16 protein-coding genes are annotated in these 19461 nt (G+C 73.7%); 8 read left to right on the top strand and 8 right to left on the bottom strand.

Going from position 1 to position 19461, the window contains the following annotated elements; genetic code table 11:
* Positions 1 to 7 precede the first annotated feature (7 nt).
* The 5 genes from IE185_RS12625 to IE185_RS12605 form a co-directional block, all read right to left on the bottom strand.
* On the bottom strand, positions 8 to 721 hold the full coding sequence (locus IE185_RS12625; RefSeq protein ID WP_138895048.1) for a nucleotidyltransferase family protein: 714 nt from the start codon (positions 719 to 721) through the stop codon (positions 8 to 10).
* A gap of 32 nt (positions 722 to 753) precedes the next feature.
* The gene (locus IE185_RS12620; protein WP_138895049.1) at positions 754 to 1761 is read right to left on the bottom strand and encodes an SDR family NAD(P)-dependent oxidoreductase; all 1008 of its coding nucleotides are present in this window, start codon (positions 1759 to 1761) and stop codon (positions 754 to 756) included.
* Positions 1762 to 1815: 54 nt separating this feature from the next.
* The gene (locus IE185_RS12615) at positions 1816 to 3177 is read right to left on the bottom strand and encodes a hypothetical protein (protein WP_138895050.1); all 1362 of its coding nucleotides are present in this window, start codon (positions 3175 to 3177) and stop codon (positions 1816 to 1818) included.
* Positions 3174 to 4679 carry a GT4 family glycosyltransferase PelF gene (gene pelF, locus IE185_RS12610; RefSeq protein WP_138895051.1) on the bottom strand — a complete coding sequence of 502 codons (1506 nt, stop codon included), beginning with the start codon at positions 4677 to 4679 and terminating at the stop codon, positions 3174 to 3176. The genes IE185_RS12615 and pelF overlap by 4 nt, the downstream gene beginning before the upstream one ends.
* Before the next feature lie 69 nt (positions 4680 to 4748).
* The gene (locus IE185_RS12605; RefSeq protein WP_373303717.1) at positions 4749 to 6908 is read right to left on the bottom strand and encodes a hypothetical protein; all 2160 of its coding nucleotides are present in this window, start codon (positions 6906 to 6908) and stop codon (positions 4749 to 4751) included.
* Between the two features lie 432 nt (positions 6909 to 7340).
* On the opposite strand from IE185_RS12605, the gene IE185_RS12600 reads away from it, so the two are divergent.
* Positions 7341 to 7829, top strand: a complete 489-nt coding sequence (locus tag IE185_RS12600; RefSeq protein WP_138895052.1) for an isochorismatase family protein — start codon at positions 7341 to 7343, stop codon at positions 7827 to 7829.
* Between the two features lie 44 nt (positions 7830 to 7873).
* Here the strand turns inward: IE185_RS12600 and IE185_RS12595 are convergent, their stop codons facing one another.
* Together IE185_RS12595 and IE185_RS12590 are read right to left on the bottom strand one after the other, a co-directional pair.
* Positions 7874 to 9145, bottom strand: a complete 1272-nt coding sequence (locus IE185_RS12595) for an acyl-CoA dehydrogenase family protein (protein ID WP_138895053.1) — start codon at positions 9143 to 9145, stop codon at positions 7874 to 7876.
* Between the two features lie 116 nt (positions 9146 to 9261).
* Positions 9262 to 9720: an RrF2 family transcriptional regulator gene (locus IE185_RS12590; protein ID WP_138895054.1), complete on the bottom strand. Its 459-nt coding sequence runs from the start codon at positions 9718 to 9720 to the stop codon at positions 9262 to 9264.
* Positions 9721 to 9875: 155 nt separating this feature from the next.
* Here IE185_RS12590 and IE185_RS12585 point away from each other — a divergent pair, with 155 nt between their 5' ends.
* Positions 9876 to 10088 (top strand): hypothetical protein, encoded by a 213-nt coding sequence (locus tag IE185_RS12585; protein WP_229843467.1) that lies wholly within the window; start codon positions 9876 to 9878, stop codon positions 10086 to 10088.
* A gap of 7 nt (positions 10089 to 10095) precedes the next feature.
* On the opposite strand, the gene IE185_RS12580 is transcribed toward IE185_RS12585, so the two are convergent.
* Positions 10096 to 10965 (bottom strand): (2Fe-2S)-binding protein, encoded by an 870-nt coding sequence (locus tag IE185_RS12580; RefSeq protein ID WP_138895056.1) that lies wholly within the window; start codon positions 10963 to 10965, stop codon positions 10096 to 10098.
* Positions 10966 to 11144: 179 nt separating this feature from the next.
* On the opposite strand from IE185_RS12580, the gene IE185_RS12575 reads away from it, so the two are divergent.
* From IE185_RS12575 to IE185_RS12555, 6 genes are all read left to right on the top strand, one after another.
* A complete protein-coding gene (locus IE185_RS12575) occupies positions 11145 to 12335 on the top strand; it encodes an ATP-grasp domain-containing protein (protein WP_138895059.1) in 1191 nt (396 codons plus the stop codon).
* A gap of 41 nt (positions 12336 to 12376) precedes the next feature.
* On the top strand, positions 12377 to 14152 hold the full coding sequence (locus IE185_RS12570) for an IucA/IucC family protein (protein ID WP_189715192.1): 1776 nt from the start codon (positions 12377 to 12379) through the stop codon (positions 14150 to 14152).
* Positions 14153 to 14294: 142 nt separating this feature from the next.
* Complete coding sequence (locus IE185_RS12565; RefSeq protein ID WP_189715151.1) at positions 14295 to 16052, top strand: IucA/IucC family protein; 1758 nt, start codon at positions 14295 to 14297, stop codon at positions 16050 to 16052.
* Complete coding sequence (locus IE185_RS12560) at positions 16049 to 17254, top strand: type III PLP-dependent enzyme (RefSeq protein ID WP_189715150.1); 1206 nt, start codon at positions 16049 to 16051, stop codon at positions 17252 to 17254. The genes IE185_RS12565 and IE185_RS12560 overlap by 4 nt, the downstream gene beginning before the upstream one ends.
* 159 nt (positions 17255 to 17413) lie before the next feature.
* Positions 17414 to 17545 (top strand): hypothetical protein, encoded by a 132-nt coding sequence (locus tag IE185_RS33655; RefSeq protein WP_268245820.1) that lies wholly within the window; start codon positions 17414 to 17416, stop codon positions 17543 to 17545.
* 130 nt (positions 17546 to 17675) lie between these two features.
* Entirely contained in the window at positions 17676 to 19334 is a 1659-nt protein-coding gene (locus IE185_RS12555; protein WP_138893990.1) for a catalase, read from the top strand.
* Positions 19335 to 19461 lie beyond the last annotated feature (127 nt).

The following is a 19461-nucleotide window of genomic DNA, read 5'->3' as shown; positions in this document are numbered from 1 at the left end:
CTGCCGCTCACGCACCCTTGAGGAGCAGGCCGCGGTGCGTGGTGAACTCCGCGTTGGCCCGGTCGTAGTCGTCGGGGCGTCCGATGTCGAGCCAGTAGCCGTCGAACTCGTAGGCGTGCGGGGGCTTCTCGGCGGCGAGCAGGTCGAGGACCAGTTCGTCGAAGCCGAGCGGCAGGCCCGGCGTGTACCCGGCGAGGGTCTCCCGGGAGAGTCCGTACACGCCCATGGAGACCCGGTAGTCCATGCTCGGCTTCTCCGCGAAACCGGTGACCCGGCCCCCTTCGGTCGTCAGGACGCCGAAGTCGATGGCGACCTTGCGGGCGTACGTGGCGACGGTGAGCGGGGCCCCGGAGGCCTGGTGCGACCGGACGACCTCGGCGTAGTCGAGGTCGGTGAGGATGTCGCCGTTCATCACCAGGAAGTCGTCCGGGAGCCTGTCCATCATGGTGAGCAGGGGGCCCATCGTGCCGAGCGGGCTGTCCTCGGTGGAGTACCCCACGCGCAGGCCCCACTGGGAGCCGTTGCCGACGTACGCGCGGATGATGTGGCCCAGATGACCGATGGCTATCGTGCAGCTGGTGAAGCCGCTCGCGGCCAGCTGCCGGAGCACGATCTCCAGGATCGCGTGCTGGTCGCCGATGGGCACGAGCGGTTTGGGAAGCGCCGTCGTGTACGGCCGCAGCCGAACGCCCTTGCCACCGGCGAGGATCACTGCATGCATGGAAGTCCCCTGTACGTCGCGTGCGGTCGTGGTCAGATGTTGTAGATGCCGGTCTTGTAGCGGGAGAGGTTGCCGGGGTCGCGGAAGAAGTCGATGGTGTGGCCGAGCCCTTCCTCCAGGTCGGCCAGGGGCTTCCAGCCGGTGGCGGTGCGCAGCCGGGTGGCGTCCGCCACCAGGCGCATCACCTCGGAGTTGGCCGGGCGGATGCGCTGTTCGTCCTCGCGTACGTCGAGGTCGGCGTCCATCAGCTTGCCGATGAGCCGGGTGAGTTCGCCCACCGAGATCTCCCCGCCGGTGCCGGCGTTGAAGGTCCGCCCCACGACCGCCTCGGCGGGCGCGGTGCCGACGGCGAGGAAGGCGCGGGCGGTGTCCTTCACGTACAGGAAGTCACGGGTGGGACGCAGGTCTCCGAGGGTGATCGTCCGCTCCCCGGCGGCGACCTGCCCGATGACGGTCGGGATGACCGCCCGCATCGACTGGCGCGGCCCGAAGGTGTTGAAGGGGCGCAGGGTCACGACGGGGGTGGCGAAGCTCGCGTGGTAGCTGTCGGCGAGCCGGTCGCCGCCCGCCTTCGACGCGGCGTACGGCGACTGGGTGCTGATCGGGTGGTCCTCGGTGATCGGCACGGTCTGCGCGGTGCCGTACGTCTCGCTCGTCGAGGTGTGCACGAGGCGCGGGGTGCCCTGCCGGCGCACCGCTTCCAGGACGTTGAGGGTGCCCGTCACGTTGGTGTCCACGTAACTGTGCGGGGCCTGGTAGGAGTAGGGGATCGCGATGAGGGCGGCCAGGTGGTACACGGCCTCGGCGCCTTCGATCAGCTGGTTGACCGAGCCCGGGTCGCGGACGTCGCCGAGGACGATCTCGACCTGGTCGAGCGTCTCGGCGGACAGGGTCTCCAGCCACCCGTAGGAGGAGAAGGAGTTGTACTGGGCCATGGCGCGGACCCGGTGGCCGGCCGCGACGAGCGCCTCGGTGAGGTGGGAGCCGATGAAGCCCTCGGCGCCGGTGACGGCGACGAGTGACGAGGCTGGTGCGGTCACAGGGGTGCTCCTCTGTCGGTGACGGTAATGCGGGAAGGTGAGCGGTTCGCGGATTCAGCGGTGTGCGGTGGGCCGGCCGAGGATCCGGCAGGCCAGGTACAGGAGGACGAGGGCCGCGACGGTGCGGCAGACCGGCTGGGCCAGACCGGTGGGCAGCCCCGCCGCCGGGGCGGCGGCCTCCGCCGCGGCCGCCGCCAGACAGACCGCCGCGGGCGGCCAGGCCACCCCGAACGCCTGGAGCAGCAGGGCGGTCCACAGCACCGCCCCGAGGCCGAGCAGGGGAGCAGGGCCGCTCCCGGTGAGCAGGGCGCCGGCGGCCAGCAGGGCGACGTACGCGCCCAGGCACAGCGCCAGGGCGCGGGCGGCCCGCAGCCGGAAGTCACGCGGTGCGGTGCTGGCGCGCAGGGCCGCTACGGCCAGGCCCCGGTAGCGGTAGAGCAGCCACTCGGCGAAGCCCATGCTGAGCGTGAGGACGACGACGGCGTACGGGTCCGCCGCCCCCGTGAGCATCGCGAGCACCCCGGCGGCGAGACCGAACAGCCCGTACGGCAGCGACACCGCCAGCCCCGGCGCGGCGCCGGCGGCCACGGGGCCCGAGCGCAGCGCGGCCCGTACCCCGTGGGCGGCGGCGAGCGTCGCGAGGACGACGGTGGCGAGCAGCGGGGCCACCGCCACGACGGCCGGCGGCTGCCACCACAGGGTGGCGACGGCGCCCCCGGCCACCGGCAGCAACGCCAGCAGCAGGGTCCGTTCGCGGCCGAGGACCAGGAGTACGGTCGCCGCGCCGAGGTAGCAGGACTGCCCGGCGGAGAAGGCGCCGGCCTGCCCCGGCCCCGCGAGGACCAGGCCCGCCACCGAGGCCGTCAGCGCCCCGGCGGGAGCGCCGAGCCGCAGCGTGCGCCCCGCGGCCGCCGCACCGGCGGTGCCCAGCCGCAGGTAGGCACGGTGGCTGAGCGCCTGGTTCCACGCCCAGGCCACCAGCCCGGCGGCGACCAGCCCGGTGACGGCCCCCTCGCCCCCCAGCAGCCCGGAGCCCAGTACGTAGGCCAGTCCCGGGAGCGCGAACACCAGCCCGCGCACGGCGCACCGCAGGTGGTCGGGGCGCCAGGGGTCGGCGGTCGGCGGCGGTTCGGGGTAGTGCCGGGGCACCCGGGCGTACAGGTCGGCGGCCAGCGCGAACAGGCCGGGACGGCCGTAGCGGGTGCCGATCTGGTCGCCCGTCAGCCCGTCGGACTCCAGGAGCGCGGCGACCTCGTACGGGTGGACGGCGGCGGACACCGGCTCCATCAGCCGCTCGGCGAGTTCGTCGATGGGGTCGGCGGCCCAGCTCGGCCGCGCCCGGGGCCCCTTCCGCTGCCGGGGCAGGGCGGGCAGGCTGCCGCCCTCGCCCGGCAGCAGGCGCAGCGGGCCGCTCATACGAGAGCCCCGGCGCGCCGCTCTTCCCGCCACGCGGGCAGGTCCGCGCTTCCGGCCGTTCCCCCGGCGGCCAGCTCGGTGTAGATGGACCGGAACGTGTCGATGGTCTGCCGGAGGGTGAACTGCTCGATGACCCGCAGCCGCGCGTCCCGCCCCATGGCGGCCCTGCGCTCCGGGTCGCGCAGCAGTTCCAGGGCCGCGCGGGCCATGGCCTCCGGTTCCCTCGGCGGCACGACGAGCCCGGTGTCGCCGACGGCCTCCCGCACGCCGCCGACGTCGGTGGAGACGGTGGCCCGCCCGCAGGACATGGCCTCGATGAGCGTGAACGGGAAGCCCTCGCTGATGCTGGACAGCATCACCGCGTTGCCCGCCGCGTAGGCGTCGCGGATGTCCTCGACCCGGCCCTCGAAGACGACGGCGTCCCCGTGTCCCAGCTCCGCCGCCAGCGCCTCGCAGCGCTCCCGGTACGCCTCGCCGCCGCGCGGAGTGCCGCCGAAGAGCCGCAGCCGCGCGTCCGGTATCTCGGCCCTGACCAGGGCGAAGGCCCTGATGAGGGTCTCCAGGTCCTTGATCGGGTCGACCCGGCCCGCCCAGCTGAGGGTGGGGACGTCCGGCTCGGGCCCGGCGGCCGGGAAGGCCGCCGGATCGACGCCGTTGTAGACGGTGCGTATCAACTCGGGTGCGGCGCCGCCCTGTTCCTCCCAGAGCCGGTTGTAGCGGTTGCCCGGGGTGATCAGGTCCGCCGTGCGGTACGTCTCCTCGGCGAGCAGCCGGAAGAAGCCGAGGAGCAGCGCCTTGACCGGCCACCGGTAGGGGCCCGTGCGGTAGCCGAGGTAGCGCTCGCGCAGGTAGACGCCGTGTTCGGTGAGCAGCAGCGGCACCCCGTGCAGCCGCCGCCCGACGAGCCCGGGCAGGACCGCCAGGCCGCCGCTCACCGCGTGGCAGACGCCGTGTTCGGGCGGCGTGGCGGCGAGCGGGCGCAGGGCGTGCTCCAGCAGATCGGTGGCGGTCAGGGCGTCGTGCAGGGTGGGCCGGGCCGCGTGCACCGGCAGGCCGGGGCGGCCCCACACGGAGGCCAGGACGGCGACGGCCTGGTCCGTGCGCAGGGCGGGTGCGAGCAGCCCGTCCCTGGCCGACCGGGCCAGTTCGTGCAGCGCGGCGCCGAACTGGTCCTCGGCGCCGGGGTCGAGGAGCGCGGTCAGGAAGCGTTCGTACGCCGCCATCAGCTGCCTGCGGCGTCGGCCGCGCGGCGCCCTGCCGACCGGGTCCGGACCCCACATGGGGACGGTGACCGGAGGTGCGACATGGGACGGCAGCTCCCAGGCGAGCGGTTCCCGGCCGGTGCCGGTCACCGCGATCACGTGGAAGTCGAAGTCGGGCATTCCCTGGACGAGTTGGTCGCACCACACGCTGACGCCCCCGTGGCTGTGCGGATAGGTGCCTTCGGTGAGGAGGGTGACCCGGGCCGCGTCGGACTGCGGCACGCGGAGTACATCGGGCATGACGAGACGGTCCCCCGTGGAGATGCTGGTGCTGTGTCGGCCGGAACGGTGCGGGCGGTCGTGGGCGGGTCAGCCGGTGACGCCGTACGGCACTCTCTGCCGCACCCCGGCCGGCACCGGAAGACGCGGCCCGGCGCTGCCCACCGGGTCGGCCCGGTCCGCCGTGGCGGCCTGGGCGGTGGTGCCGGCGGGCAGGGTGAGCGTCACCCGGTCCTGGAGGAGCCCGGGGGAGACCCAGCCGGAGAGCGATCCGGCGTACGGGCTGCCGAAGGACTCGGTGCCCAGCAGCATGTTCTGCCGGGTGCCGGCCGGCATGGTGGCGGTGGCGCGGACGCCGCCCGGGGCCCGCAGGGTGACGGTGTCGCCGATGCGGTACGCGGTCACCTGACCGGCCTTGACGGCGGTGTTCCACGCGGACCGGTCGCGCAGTTCCGTGCCGATCTGCTGCTGGCGGAGATTCACCAGCGGGGTGTCGGCGGCGTACAGCCCGGTGTAGTCGTCGATCACGCGGTCGAGCACCGGGTAGGCGATGCGGTCCTCGGCGAGGTTGGACTGGTGGATGAAGTGCGGCCGGGGGTCGTTCGCGAGGACGTGGCCGAGGGCGATGCGGGACTCCAGCGGCACGATGTGGTCGGCGTAACCGGTGACCGTGTCGAGCGGCTCCGGCAGGCAGGTGGTGCCGGCCGCGCTCTCGCACACGCCGCTGCCGCCGTCGGAGGCCCTGGTGTAGATCCAGTTGTACTCGTCGATCTGCTCGGTGGTGCGGCCCGCGTTGTAGAAGATGTTCATCGGGTAGCGCGGCACGGTGAGCGCCGGGCCGACCTTCCGCTGGGCGCGGTCGCGGGAGTTGTCCGAGCCGAGCCAGGTGACGGCGTTGTCCGCGAGGGCGGGCCCGAGGTTCGGGTTGTCGTCGGGCTGCTGCGGCAGGACCTTCAGACCGGAGTGCTCACCGGTCACCAGCTCGCCGGTCGCCAGCGGAAGTCCCGCGCGCTGCCCCCAGGCGCGGTTCTCCCTGATCTGCGTGGAGATCTCGGAGCGGGTGACGTACTTGGTGCTTCCGTCGGGGTTCTTGGCGCAGACCCAGGGGACGACCGAGACGTCCTGCACGCAGCCGAGGAAGGGGTGGTTGTACGTGTGGTTGATCCACCGGTAGGCGTTCTTGTCAGCGGTCAGCCGCTGCGCCAGCGGGTCGGTGCCGCCGTGCTCCTCCTTGTAGAGCTCGCTGCCGCCGCCGTTGTACGCCATGTCCAGGGTGAAGCCCTTGGCGGCTGACCACTCGGTCGCGTACCGCGCGTCCTCGGCCGTCATCCGGATCGGGTCGGGCTCACCGCCCTGGCCGGGCGCGCAGTCCACGTCGCCGGGGGTGCAGTTGAGCTCGGTGTCCCAGCGGTCGTCGGCGGCGAAGACGTCGTCGACGTGGACCGCGAAGTAGTTGCGGGACGCGCCGAGGCGTACGCCCTGGGTCATCCAGTCCACGATGCCGCGGGCGAGAAGCCGGAACTGCTGCTGGTACTGGTTGTAGACGAAGCCGACGACCAGCTCGCGGCGGCCGTCGTGCCGGTACTCGCCGACGATCGAACCCCGCTGCCCGGTGCCCGGCAGCGGCGCCTCGACGTAGCTGGTGAAGTCCGCGCCCGGCAGGGGCTTGGCCACGTACCCGTAACTCTCGCTCACCGAGGGTGAGTTGTCCTCGAAGGGTATGCCGCCGTCGAGGTAGCCGAACGGGCCTGCCGCGCCGGCGGGCGTCACCTCGGCGCGCACCCCGTCCAGGGAGCCGCTGTAGCCGCCGTTGGCCGGGTGGTCGAGGCCGACCTCGGGCCGGGCGTAGGTGTAGGCGTCCACCTGGGGGACGGCGAAGGTCTTCTCGTACGCGACGAGCGCCCCCATCTCGGCGGAACCGGCCCCGAACGGGTTGTCGTTGGGCAGTACCACGGCCTGGAACTTGGCCCGCGGACGGCCGTCGACCGTGTCGGCGAGATAGCCGCCGTTGATCACGGGGCGGTCCTGGCGGGTCAGGTCCAGGACCGTGTACGGCGTGCCCGCGCCGTCGAGTTCGGCGGCGATCGCCGCGGTGGCGGGGCCTCCGTCGCTCACCACCAGTACGCGCAGGTCGACGCGCGGCGCGGGCGCCGCCGCGGCCGTGTGCGCCGGCGCGAACAGGGTCGTGGCCAGCGCTGCGGACAGCGTGGATCTCACGGCCCATCGGGCCGTACGGCTTCTGAGGTGCATGGGTCCCTTCCCGCAAAGGGCATGCCGGACGTGCGACCGGCGTGCCCCTCCCCCAGCGGAATGGGCGCCCGGACACCGCCGCGCGCTTCCCGCTCTGTCGGATCACATAGTGGGGTCATGCATGGAGAATTTGTGTGGGCGTGGTGAAACCTGGCGAGAAACACACCTGGCCCGGCCGGGCCGGCGCGCCCCCGGCCGGGTCTGAGCATGCCCCCGCTGCACTCTTGGTGACAGGCATTCCGCTTCTCCGCCACAGCTCACGGGCGCCGGGCGCGCCGGTCGCCCTGACCGGCGCACTCATGTGGTCTGGACCACAGAAAGAGTTCTCGCGCCACTTATCGAATTCGGCCACGCGGGCGGAACCGGAGCCACCGCGAACGGCTCGGCGCCGGTGCCCGGCCGGACCCCGTACCGGCGCCTACGATCTGTTCCGTGACCTCAGCCCTGATCCTGATCGACCTGATGCCGCGCATCGTCGCCCTGCCCGTCGCCCCGCACACCGGCGAGGAGGTGGTGGAGCGCTGCCGCCGCCTCGCCGGGGCGTTCAGGGCGAACGGCCGCCCCGTGGTGCCGGTCCGGGTGGAACGGCCCGGCGTCGCCGAGCAGCCGCCCGGCAGCGGCTTCGTCGAGGGTCTGGTGCTGCCCGGCGACCTCGTGGTCGTCAAGCGCACCGTCGGGGCGTTCCACGGAACCGGCCTGGACGACAGGTTGCGCCGCCACGGCGTCGACACGGTGGTGCTCGCCGGGCTGGTCACCACCATGGGAGTGGAGTCCACCGCGCGGGCCGCGAGCGACCACGGCTACGCGGTGGAGTTCGTCGCCGACGCGATGTCCGGATTCGCCGCCGACGAGCACGACTTCGCCGTGCAACGGGTCTTCCCCCGGTTCGGCGCGGTGCGTCACACGGCGGACTACGCCTGAGCCGGCGCCCGGAGCCGGGCCCGGGCACCCGTCGGGCAGCCGTCTCAGGCGCCCCGCGTGAGGCGGGGACGGGTTCCGTTGAGGTAGTGCTCGCCGATGTCGCGCAGTCGGTGGGCGGGGGACGACCGCGCGGTCAGGGCCTGCGCGTTGCGCCAGAACCGGTCGAGCCCCGTACCGCCGTCGAGGCGGCCCGCGTCGTCCGTGAGTTCGAGGACCCGGGCGGTGACATGTGCGACGGAGCGACTGGTGACGGCTTCGGCCGCGGCGACGAGCACCGCGATGTCCGCGCGTTCGTCCACGCCGAGCTGCGGCCCCCTGAGCAGTCCTCCCGCCAGCGCCTCCGTCGCCCGGTCGACGACGGCGGCGGCGGTGTGGGCGGCGGTCGCCAGTTCGCCGTACGCGAGCAGCACGTACGGGTCGCCGCTCGGCCGCTCGGCGTACGCGTCGCCCGCGCTCCCGGCGGAGCGGGCGGGCGGCGTCCTGCGGCTGATGTCCCGTGCCTCGGCCAGGGCCCCTTCGGCGATGCCCAGGCCGACGTGGGCGAGCAGCAGGCCGAGAGCGACGGGGGCGAGCGAGCCGAAGGGGGTGGCGGTGTCCTCGTCGCCGGGGACGGCGCCCAGGATGTCGTCGGCGCTCACCGCCACGCCGTCGACCCCGATGCCGCCGGCTCCGGTGAGGCGCTGGCCGAGGCGTTCGTTCGCCGTGTCGGTCCGCACACCGGCCTGAGCCGGGTCGACGAGGGCGATCAGTAAGTCACCGGTACTCCCGCACGTCGCGCCGAGGACCAGCCGGTCGGCCACGGTCACGCCCGCGCGGAAGTCCCGGCGGCCGTTGAGCACGTACCCTCCGCGCGTCGGTGTCAGCGTCAGGCCCGGCCCCCCGTCCTTCTCGGGCGGACGCGTGCTGCCGCCGAGCAGCCACTGCTCCGCGACGGCCCGGCTCTCGAACGGAACGTCCTTCGGCGAGCCGCCGAAGAAGCGGGCGCTCCAGGACAACGCGCAGTGGTGGGCCAGCAGTTCACCGATGGAGCTGTCGGCCGCCGAGATCTCCCGGACGACGGTACAGGCGGTGCGCCAGCCGGTACCCGGCCGCCCCGGGCCCGGCGGCGTCAGCAGGGCGGGCAGCCCGGCCTCCCGCAGCCGCGAGACCTCGTCGTACGGCGGTTTGCCCGCCCGGTCGCGGACGATGGCGTCCACCGCGAGGTCGTCCGCGAGTTCCCGGGTGACGCGCGGCCATATCGCCTCGTCGGCGTCCCCGTCCGGATCGGCGGACGCCCCGTCCTTCGTGGCGGATCTCCCCGGTGCTCCGCTGCTCACCCCGGCGCCCCCGTTCCTAGTATTCCCACTGGATTGGTAGGGATACTGTCAGAGGTGGTGCTCCAGCCCAAGAGGGCGACCAAGGAGTGGACGTTCGATTCCGCCCCTCGGGACGGTCAGGGATTGGTCCAGGCGTCCGGTTCCCGGGCGAGGGCCGAAACGGCGGTCGGCAGCTCGGCCGAGGCGAGGTCGGCCAGCGTCACGCCGTCCAGCACCTCGCGGACGTTGGCCCGCAGCGCGATCCACAGCGGCAGCAGCGACTCGGCCGGCCCCGTGTACGTCAGCTCGGGCGGCCGGACCCCGCGCACCGAGACGAGCGGTCCGTCGACGACGCGGATGACATCCGCGACGGTGATGGACCCGGCGGGCTTCGCCAGCCGGTAACCGCCGTTGCCGCCGCGCCGGCTGACCACCAGTCCGCCCCGGCGCATGTCGTTGAGGATGCCTTCGAGGAACTTGTGCGGGATCTCCTGGGCCTCGGCGATGGCCTCCGCCTTGAGGGGCTCGCCGTCCCCCGCGGCGGCGAGTTGCAGGGCGGCACGTACCGCGTAGTCCGCCTTGGCTGAAATCCGCATGCCCCGCATTATCCCGCACCGGTACGGGTGCGCCCGGCCGTGCCGGTACGGATGAACCCGGCGCCCCGGCTCCCGGCCGTGCCGGCGGGCATGGCCCCCTTGTCCGGATGCGCACGGCGGCGAGTCGGGGGAGGGTAGGTGCCATGTCCGGACACATGCCTGTGATCGTTCACCCGCCGCTCGGCGACAGCGGCCGTCGCGTGACCGTGCGCGGTGAGGACGTCGGCCTCGCCTCGGGCCTGCCCGACCTGGTCGAGTTCCTGAGCCGTGCGGGGCTCGACATGGAGGACACCGAGGCCGTGGTCTCCCCGCTGATCGACTGGCGCGGTGGCGGCCCGGACTACTGGGGAGCCGAGCCCCGCCACTGACGCGCCCCTAGGACGGCGGGGCGAGCCGTGCCAGGCGCTCGGTGTCGCAGACGCGAGGACACGTCAGGCACGCGTCGCCGGGGCTGATCGTGTAGTAGAGGCAGCACCCCAGCCGCGTGCGGGTCGTGTGCGGCGGACCGCCGCCGGCGGCGCGCAGCCGGCGGAAGTCGGCGCCGCCGGGGAACGGCGCCGTCGGACCCGGCAGCAGTGCGGTGGCCGCGCGCACCGACCGGTCCTCCTCCCCGAGTACGCGCCCGAGGTGCCAGATGCCCGAGACCAGGTCGTCGCCGGTCATGCCCCACAGCGCCCGTTGCCGCCGGCGCAGCCGGGGCCCCAGGGCGTCGAGCAGCGGACGTACGTGATCCACCACGGCGGCGCGCAGCTCGACCCGCAGCGCCTCCTCGTCGGGGGCCACGCCTACGCCGGGGGACCCGGCTGCCGGATCGTCCGGCAGGCACGTGAACGAGCCAGGGACGACGGCGAAGTCGCCGCTGCCGAGCTCGACGTGTACGTCCTCGGGGCGAAGGCGGGGCACCCGGCGGGCCAGGTACCAGGGCCCGCTCATCAGCAGGCAGACCGACCAGAGGTAGTGGTGCAGCGCCCTGGAAGCGGCGACGTCCGGACGGGCGGTGTGCCCGTGCGCGGCTTCGATGCGCAGGGCCTCTCCGGTGACGAAGCCGTCGAGCCGTGCGTCCTCGGCCACCAGCCGCGCGCCGTCCGTCCACCCGGCGGTGGGGTGCGCGGTCCGTGCGACCTCCACGCGCAGCGACGCGCAGACCCGCGTCAGGTGCCGGTACGTGCCGGCCAGGGCGTCGGCCGGCAGCGGTACGGCGCGGCGCACCGGCGGGGCGGGCGCGGTGGGTGCCGGGACCGGCATCGTCAACTCCCCTTCAGTGGCACAGGACGTAAGGTCAGCCTAACCTTAGTCGCGGTGCTCGCCGACTGACCAGCGGATACGCCGTCACATGGCGGGCGGCCGGGTGAAGTTGACAGAGTTAGGTCGCCCTAACTTAATCTGACGGCTTGCGACCCCCGGACCGGAAGGGCCTGCCGCCCGTGCGGATGTACCTGCTTGCCCTGAACCCGACCGATTCCGTCACCGAGGGCTTCCTTCCCGCCGCCCGTCGGCTCGGTCTCGACGTCACCCTGCTCACCGACCGGCCCGCACCGCACCGGCGCCTCGCTCCGGACGTCGAGGTCCTGGAGTGCGACGTACGCGACCACCGCGCCGTCGTCACCCGGATCGCCACCCACCACCCGGCCGACGCGGTGTTCACCAACAGCGACCACCTCCAGACCCAGGCCGCCCTGGCCGCCGCGTACTTCGGCCTGCCCGGCAAGGACTGGCGGGCCGCCCTGCGCACCAAGGACAAGGCCGAGATGCGCAGACACCTCGCCGCCACCGGCGCCGACACCGTGTGGTCGGCCGAACTCGCGGCGGGACAGACCCCCGTGGAGCTGCCGGCGCTTGCCGTTCCCTACCCCTGTGTGATCAAGCCCCGCGAGGGCGTGGCCAGCGAGGACGTCGTGCTGGCCGCGGACGCCGGCGAACTGGTGGCGCGCTGCGCCGAGATACAGGCGCGGCGGCCGGGGGAGGCGCTGGTCGTCGAGGAGTATCTCGCCGGTGAGCTCCGCACGCTGGAGACCCTCGGCGACGGCCGGCTGCGCCATGTCCTGGGCGGCTTCCGCACCGAGGTGTCCCCGCCGCCGTACTTCATCGAGACGCGTCTCACGTACGTACCCGAGCACCCCGCGCCGGTCGTCTCCCAGGTGCTCGCGCAGCTCGACGCGCTCGGCGTCGGATTCGGGGCCTGCCACACCGAGTTCGTGGTGCACGAGGGCCGGGCGCGGATCATCGAGGTCAACTACCGGGTGATCGGCGACCAGTGCGACCTGATGCTGCGGGAGCTGCTCGGCATACCCCTGTTCGAGCACATCCTGCGCACCCATCTGGGGGAACCGCTCCCCGCCGACCTCGGGGCGCGCACCGACGGGCGGGCCCGCGTCGACTACCCGTGCGCCGACAGCGCGGGGACGCTCGTCGCGGCCCCGCCGGCCACTGACCTGACCGTCGGCGGCGTACGGCTGGCGTACCGGCCGCTGCGTGAGGTGGGGGAGCGGCACGCGGTGCACCACACGAACCGCGACTACCTCGGCGCGCTCCGCACCGTCGGCGCCGACCAGGAGGCCGTCGACCGGGCCGCGACCGCGTTCCTCGCCGAGCACCGCTGGGAGTTCACCCCGTGACCGCCGGCCGCATCCCCGCCCCGGCCGCCGGGGCAGCCGCCCTGCCCGGGCCCGCCACCCCCGCCCCCGAGCCCGACGCAGCCGAGGAGGCTCTGCTGCTGCGGGTCCTCGGGGCGCTGCTGCGCGAGGACGTCGTCGGCCTGCGGACGCGCGGCGCCCCCGTACGTCTGCCGGACGGCCGCTGGCTGCGGCTGCCCACCGGTGACGGGGACGCGCTGCTGCTCCCCGTCACCACCGACGGCTTCCAGTGCGCCGACACCGCCCGGCTGCCGCTCCTGCGCCGGGAGTCCGACGGCGCCGCACTGACCACCACCGACGAGATCCTCGCGGCGCTGCGCGCGCTGGCCGACCCCGTCGACCGGGGCGGCTTCGACGACTTCGCCGAGGAGTGCCGCCAGACCCTCGACACCGTCCGGCTGCACACCGAGGCGCGCCCGCAGGTGATGCGCGCCCTCACCACCCGGTACGGCGCCGCCCCCGCCCACTGGACCGGCCCGGCCGGCAGCCTGGCCCACGACACCCTCGCCGCCCACCACGACCATCCCGTCTACCCGACCGCCCGCGGCCGGTCCGGACTCGGCAGACGCCAACTACGCGCCTGCGCACCCGAGTTCCACCCGCGTCTGGCGCTGCGCTGGATCGCCGTCCCCCGCGAGGCGGTCACCCTGGCCGCCGGCCGGGCGGCACTGCCCGGGTGCTGGCCCACCCCCGCGCTCCTCGGCCTGCCCGGCCTCGACACCAGCCATCTGGTGCTCCCCGTCCACCCGCTGACGGCCGGCGCCCCACTGCGCGACGCCCTGCGCGAGACCGGGCTCGCGGACCGTGCGGTGCTCGCGGAGCGCCCGTACCTGGAAGCCGTGCCGACGCTGTCCATGCGTACGGTCGCCCTCACGGAGGACCCCGCCCTCCACCTCAAGATGCCGCTGGCCACCTCCTCCCTGGGGCTGCGCAACCGGCGCACCATGAAGCCGGGCACGCTCGTCGACGGCGCGGCGGGACAGCGGCTGCTGGAGCGTGTGATCGGCCGCGAACGGCGGTTCGGTGAGACGGTCCTGCTCGCGGACGAGTCGACGTACGCCCACGCGGGACACGAACTGCTCGCCGTGCTCTGCCGCCGCCACCCGGCGGGCCTCGACGACTCGTCCGTCGTCCCCATGGCCGCGCTGCTGAGCGAGGCGCCCGACGGCAGGCTCGTGATCGACCATCTCGCCGACCGGTTCTACGGCGGCGACCCCGTCGCCCTGTTCGACACCTGCCTGACCCTCCTCCTCGACTGGCAGACCACCCTCTTCGGATACGGCATCGCGCTGGAGTCGCACCAGCAGAACATCTCCCTGGTGCTCGACACCCGCGAGGGAGCGACCCGGCTGCGGCTCCTGCTCAAGGACAACGACGGGCCGCGCCTGCACACCGCCCGGCTGCGCGAGCGCCTGGGCGCCGACGCTCCCGCACCGGCCGACTTCGCCGACCGGCGGATCTTCACGGACGACGACCGGCAGCTCAGCGACCTGTTCACCACCATCACGGTCCACCTCTGCGCGGGCGCGTACGCCTTCGGGCTCGCACGACACGGCCGGGCGCCCCTCGACGTGCTCCTGACGCTGGTACGGGACCGGCTGGCCGAGGCCGTCGAACGTCTCGGCGGCGAGCCCGGCGCGGTGCTGCGTGACCACGTGCTCGACGCCGTCCGCCTGCCCGTCAAGGCGATGGTCACGGCCGGCACGCTCCTCAGCAAGGAGCGCTCGGGCGCCGCCGACATCAACAAGCACTACACCGACGGCCCCAACTACCTCGCCCGGACCGGGGACGCGGGATGAGCGCCCCCTGCCACACCGCCGCAGGCGACCGGTCACGCCCCGGCGCGGCCGCGCCGGACGGCCGCGCCGCCGCGGTCGCCAGGTCACGGGCCGCCCTCCTCGCACCGGTCCGCCGTACGTTCCGTCCTCGCGGGAGCCGTTGATGACACTGCCCACCGGCGCCGCACCCCGTCGCGCGTCCGCCCCCCGCGGCCTGCCCACCGCCGACGAGGCCGTGGCCCACACCCTCCTGAACTGCCTGCTGCGCGAGGTCTCGGGCCCCGAACACCAGACCGCCGTCGCCGCCGGACGGCTCCTCGTGCGCCTGCCCCGGTGCGGCGTACTCCTGCGGGTCGCGCTGCGCCGCACCTCGCTGCTCGGAGCGCACCGCTTCACCGGCCCCGTGACCGAGCGGCGGGGCGGTGCCTGGACCGAGATCGGCTGGCGCCGGCTCGCCGACTGCGCGCACGCCGAGCTCTCGCTCCGTACCGGCGCACACAACGAGGAGTTCCTGGAGCAGGTCGCCTCCAGTCACCGGGGCGTACGCGCCGCACTCGCGGCCGGCCCCCGCCCGGCCGTCGCCGGCCGCCACCGCACGTACCTCGCCTCCGAGCAGTCCCTCCTCCTCGGCCACCGCTTCCACCCGACGCCCAAGGCGCGCGGCGGCGACCCCGGTGCCTGGGCGTCGTACGCCCCCGAGGCGGGGGCCTCCTTCCCGCTGCGCCGTCTCGCCGTACGCGAGGAGCTGATCGCCGAGGAGAGCGCCGAGCCGGGGGCCGCCGGCCCACTGGACCGGCTGCGGGACGGGACCGGCCCGGTCCCCGCCGGTTACCGGCTGCTGCCCGCCCACCCGTGGCAGTACGGGCTGCTGCGCGAGCACCCCGCGCTGCGTGCGGCGACCGCGCGCGGCGACATCGTGGACCTCGGCGAGGGCGGCGCCCCGTTCGCCGCCACCGCGTCGGTGCGCACGCTCTACGACGGCGAGACGTTCCTGAAGTTCAGCCTCAACGTGCGCATCACCAACTGCGTGCGCAAGAGCGCCGCGTACGAGCTGGCCGGAGCCGTCGCCCTGACCCGCCTCCTGCGCCCCGCCCTGGCCGACCTCGCGGCCCGGTTCCCCGGCGCCGCCCTGCTCCGCGAGCCCGCCTACCGCAGCCTGGCCCTGCCCGGGCCCGGCGGCGTACCGGATCCCGGCCTGCTCGAAGGCTTCGGCGTGATCGTCCGCGAGGGCCTGGCGCGGCGGCAGCTCCCCGGCACCACGGCGCTGCTCGCGGCCGCCGTCGCCGACGAGTACCCGACCGGGCCCGGCCACATCTCCCACCTCGTCGGCGGCGCCGGCCCGCGGTTCGCGCTGGACTGGTGGGAGGCGTACCTCGGCCTGCTCCTGCCGCCCGTCCTCGCCGCCTACTTCGACCACGGCGTGGTGCTGGAGCCGCACCTGCAGAACGTCGTCGTCTGCGTCGACGACGACTCCATGCCCGCCCAGGTGCTCCTGCGCGACCTGGAAGGCGTGAAACTGCTGCCCGAGCACCACGCGGACGCCCTCGCGGCGCTCCCCGCCGAGGTCGCCGGGCCGCTCACGTACGACGCGGAGCGCGGCTGGGACCGGGTGGTCTACTGCCTGCTGGTCAACCACGTCGCCGAGATGCTCGCCGCCCTGGCCGACCTGTACCCCGACACCGAGCCCGCCCTGTGGGCCCAGGTCCGCGCCACCCTGCGCGACCACGCCGGCCGGCACGGCTGCCCGCCCCGGCTCGCCGCCCTGCTCGCGGGTGTACCGCTGCCCGCCAAGGCCAACCTGCTCACCCGCTGGGAGCGCAAGGCAGACCGGGAGGCCGGCTACGTCCGGCTCCCCTCCCCGCTCGCCGAGGACGTCCTGTGCGGAGCGACCGGCGCCGACACCCCCTGGAACGCCCGATGACCCGCCCCACCCCCGCCGTGCGCGAGCGCGCGCTGTCCCTGCCCTCCACCGCGCTGCCCGCATACCTCTACGACCTGGCGGCGCTGCGCGAGCACGCCGGGGCGGTACGGGCCGCCCTGCCCGAACGCGTCGAGCTGTACTACGCCGCGAAGGCCAACCCGGACCCGGAGATCCTGGCCGCGCTCGCCCCGTTCGTGGACGGCTACGACGTCTCGTCCGGGGGAGAGCTCAGCCACGTGCACCGAGCGGTCCCCGGCCGCCCGCTGGCCTTCGGCGGCCCCGGGAAGACCCCGGGGGAGATCACCACCGCGCTGGAGCTGGGCGTACGCCGCTTCCACGTGGAGAGTGCGTACGAGGTGCGCATGCTGGCCGTGCTCGCCGAGCGGACCGTCCCCGGCGCGCGCCTCGCGGTGCTGCCGCGCTTCAACCTGCCGGTGCCGGACGGTTCGCTGGAGAAGAGCGCCCTGGCGATGGGCGGCCGCCCGACGCCGTTCGGGATCGACCCGGCGGAGGCCGACGCCGTCGTACGGCTGCTCACCGACGGCACGTACCCGCGACTGGAGCTGCGCGGGATCCACGCCCACCTCGCCAGCGGCCTGGAGGCCGACGAGCAGCTGGCCGTGGCGCGGTCCGTGGTGGTCTGGGCCACCGCGCTCGCGGACCGGCACGGCGTCCGGCTCGCGGAGGTCAACGTCGGCGGCGGCATGGCGGTGGACTACACGCGGCCGGAGACCCGCTTCGACTGGGCCGCGTACGGCAAGGGCCTCGGCGAACTCGCGGACGAGCGCCCGGAGCTGACGCTCCGCATCGAACCGGGCCGCGCCCTTACCGCGTACTGCGGCTGGTACGCGACGGAGGTGCTGGACGTGAAGCACAGCCACGGCGAGGAGTTCGCGGTCGTACGCGGCGGAACGCACCACCTGCGCACTCCGGCGACCAAGGGACACGACCAGCCGTGCTCGGTCCTGCCGGTGGACGACTGGCCGCACCCCTGGCCGCGCCCGGCGGCCCGGGGGGACGTGGTCACCCTCGCCGGACAGCTGTGCACGCCGAAGGACGTGCTGGCCCGGCACGTCCCGGCGGCGGGTCTGCGGGCGGGCGACCGGGTGGCCTTCTCACTGGCCGGGGCGTACGCGTGGAACATCTCGCACCACGACTTCCTGATGCACCCCCGCCCGGGCTTCCACTACCTGGGCGGCTGAGGACCGGGCGGCCGCGCGTTGCCGACGACGACGGCGAAGCCGTCCGGCGGCGCGGTCAGCGCCCACACGGCGTGGCACCGCGCATCGACAGCGCGGCCGGACCCGACGAAGCCCTCGTGGCACTGCGTGGCGGCGCGACTACGCCGTACCGGGCACCGCATGCGGCCCTCAGCCGACGCTCACCAGGCCCTCGCCGCCGAGAACCCCGGCGGCCCGGCGTCCGGGGCGTCCGTGGACCGGCCGAAGCGGGCCGTCGCGCCGGAGCCGGATTCCGCCGGGGCGGCCGTATGACTTCGGTGCCGAGGGGTACTGGGGGGCAGCAACGCGCCTGCGCAACACCTTCGGGCGAGCCGGGCTTCTGCTCGAAGGGGAATAGTGTGGAGTAATCGGCACAAAAAGGGCACAGAAGGGGTTGAAGATCGTGACGGATGTATCCGGCAAGGGCCCGTCCCCGGACGATGACCGGAAGGTACTGACCAACCGGCAGGGCCACCCGGTCTACGACAACCAGAACCAGCGCACGGTGGGAGCCAGGGGGCCGGCCACCCTGGAGAACTACCAGTTCCTGGAGAAGATCAGCCACTTCGACCGCGAGCGCATTCCCGAGCGAGTCGTGCACGCCCGGGGCGTCACCGCGTTCGGATACTTCGAGGCGTACGGGGCCTGGGGCGACGAGCCGATCAGCCGCTTCACCAGGGCGAAGATCTTCCAGGAGCGCGGCAAGCGCACCGACCTGGCCGTACGCTTCTCCACCGTCATCGGCGGCCGCGACTCCTCCGAGGCGGCCCGTGACCCGCGCGGCTTCGCGGTGAAGTTCTACACCGAGGACGGCAACTGGGATCTCGTCGGCAACAACCTCGGCGTCTTCTTCATCCGCGACGCCATCAAGTTCCCCGACGTCATCCACGCGCTCAAGCCGAACCCGATCAGCTTCGAGCAACAGCCCCGGCGGATCTTCGACTTCATGTCGCAGACCCCCGAGAGCATGCACATGCTGGTGAACCTGTTCAGCCCCCGCGGGATCCCGGCGGACTACCGCCACATGCAGGGGTTCGGCGTCAACACGTACAAGTGGATCAACGCGGACGGCGACTCCGTCCTGGTCAAGTACCACTGGCTGCCCAAGCAGGGCGTGCGCAGCATGACCGAGGAGGACGCGGCCAACGTCCAGGCCGAGGGGCTCGGCCACGCCACGAAGGACCTCTACGAGGCCGTCGGCCGGGGCGACTACCCGGAGTGGGAGCTGGTCGTCCAGATGATGGAGGACCACGACCACCCGGAGCTGGACTTCGACCCGCTCGACGACACGAAGACCTGGCCCGAGCAGGACTTCCCGCCGAAGCCGGTCGGCAAGATGGTCCTCAACCGCATGCCGGACAACTTCTTCGCCGAGAACGAGCAGATCTCCTTCGGCACCGGCGTGCTCGTCGACGGCCTGGACTTCTCCGACGACAAGATGCTGGTGGGCCGTACGTTCTCCTACAGCGACACCCAGCGGTACCGCGTGGGACCGAACTACCTCCAGCTCCCCGTCAACCAGGCCAAGAACGCCGACGTACGCACCAACCAGCGCGACGGCCTCATGACGTACCACGCCGACGGGGCCGGGGAGAACCCGAGCGTCAACTACGAGCCGTCGATCACCGGCGGCCTGCGCGAGGGCCAGTACCCCACGCACGACGAGCAGGGCCCCGAGATCCGCGGCCGGCTCACGCGCAAGCGCATCCCGCGCACCAACGACTACATGCAGGCCGGTCAGCGCTTCCGGCTCATGGAGGACTGGGAGCGGGACGACCTGGTGCACAACTTCGTCACCCTGCTCTCGGACTGCGACCGTCCGGTGCAGGAACGGATGGTGTGGCACTTCCTGCTGGTCGAGAACGAGCTCGGGCTGCGGGTGGGCGACGGACTCGGCATCAGTCCGCAGGACGTCGCGGGCCTTGAGCCGCTGGCGAGCCAGGACCTCACCGACGACGACCGCAAGCGCCTCGCGAACCTGGGCGACAACCCTCCGCGCGACGTGACCGGCCTGACCATGACGCACTGCGTTCCCAACGAACGGCACGTCGTCACCCGGTGACGTCCGCCGGGGGAGCGGCGGGCAGGGAGCGGCCCGGCGGGCGGCCTCCGCGCGTGCACGTCACGTGCACGCGCGGCGCACGTGGCGAGTACGTGCGGAGGCCACCCACCGGGCCCGTTCGCTGTCT

It is taken from the genome of Streptomyces chryseus (assembly GCF_014650755.1).
In the GTDB taxonomy this organism is placed as follows: domain Bacteria; phylum Actinomycetota; class Actinomycetes; order Streptomycetales; family Streptomycetaceae; genus Streptomyces; species Streptomyces chryseus.
Note: the sequence above shows the minus strand (reverse complement) of the source record. Positions and strands in the feature narration are given on the sequence as shown.

Bases quoted from the DNA above. Each gene is read 5' to 3' on its own strand.
- IE185_RS12605 (WP_373303717.1), bottom strand. From the start codon at position 6,908: ATGCACCTCAGAAGCCGTACGGCCCGATGGGCCGTGAGATCCACGCTG.
- IE185_RS12580 (WP_138895056.1), bottom strand. From the start codon at position 10,965: ATGCCGGTCCCGGCACCCACCGCGCCCGCCCCGCCGGTGCGCCGCGCC.
- IE185_RS33655 (WP_268245820.1), top strand. From the start codon at position 17,414: ATGCGGCCCTCAGCCGACGCTCACCAGGCCCTCGCCGCCGAGAACCCC.
- IE185_RS12625 (WP_138895048.1), bottom strand. From the start codon at position 721: ATGCATGCAGTGATCCTCGCCGGTGGCAAGGGCGTTCGGCTGCGGCCG.
- IE185_RS12590 (WP_138895054.1), bottom strand. From the start codon at position 9,720: ATGCGGATTTCAGCCAAGGCGGACTACGCGGTACGTGCCGCCCTGCAA.
- IE185_RS12565 (WP_189715151.1), top strand. From the start codon at position 14,295: ATGACACTGCCCACCGGCGCCGCACCCCGTCGCGCGTCCGCCCCCCGC.
- IE185_RS12560 (WP_189715150.1), top strand. From the start codon at position 16,049: ATGACCCGCCCCACCCCCGCCGTGCGCGAGCGCGCGCTGTCCCTGCCC.
- IE185_RS12615 (WP_138895050.1), bottom strand. From the start codon at position 3,177: ATGAGCGGCCCGCTGCGCCTGCTGCCGGGCGAGGGCGGCAGCCTGCCC.
- IE185_RS12585 (WP_229843467.1), top strand. From the start codon at position 9,876: ATGCCTGTGATCGTTCACCCGCCGCTCGGCGACAGCGGCCGTCGCGTG.
- pelF (WP_138895051.1), bottom strand. From the start codon at position 4,679: ATGCCCGATGTACTCCGCGTGCCGCAGTCCGACGCGGCCCGGGTCACC.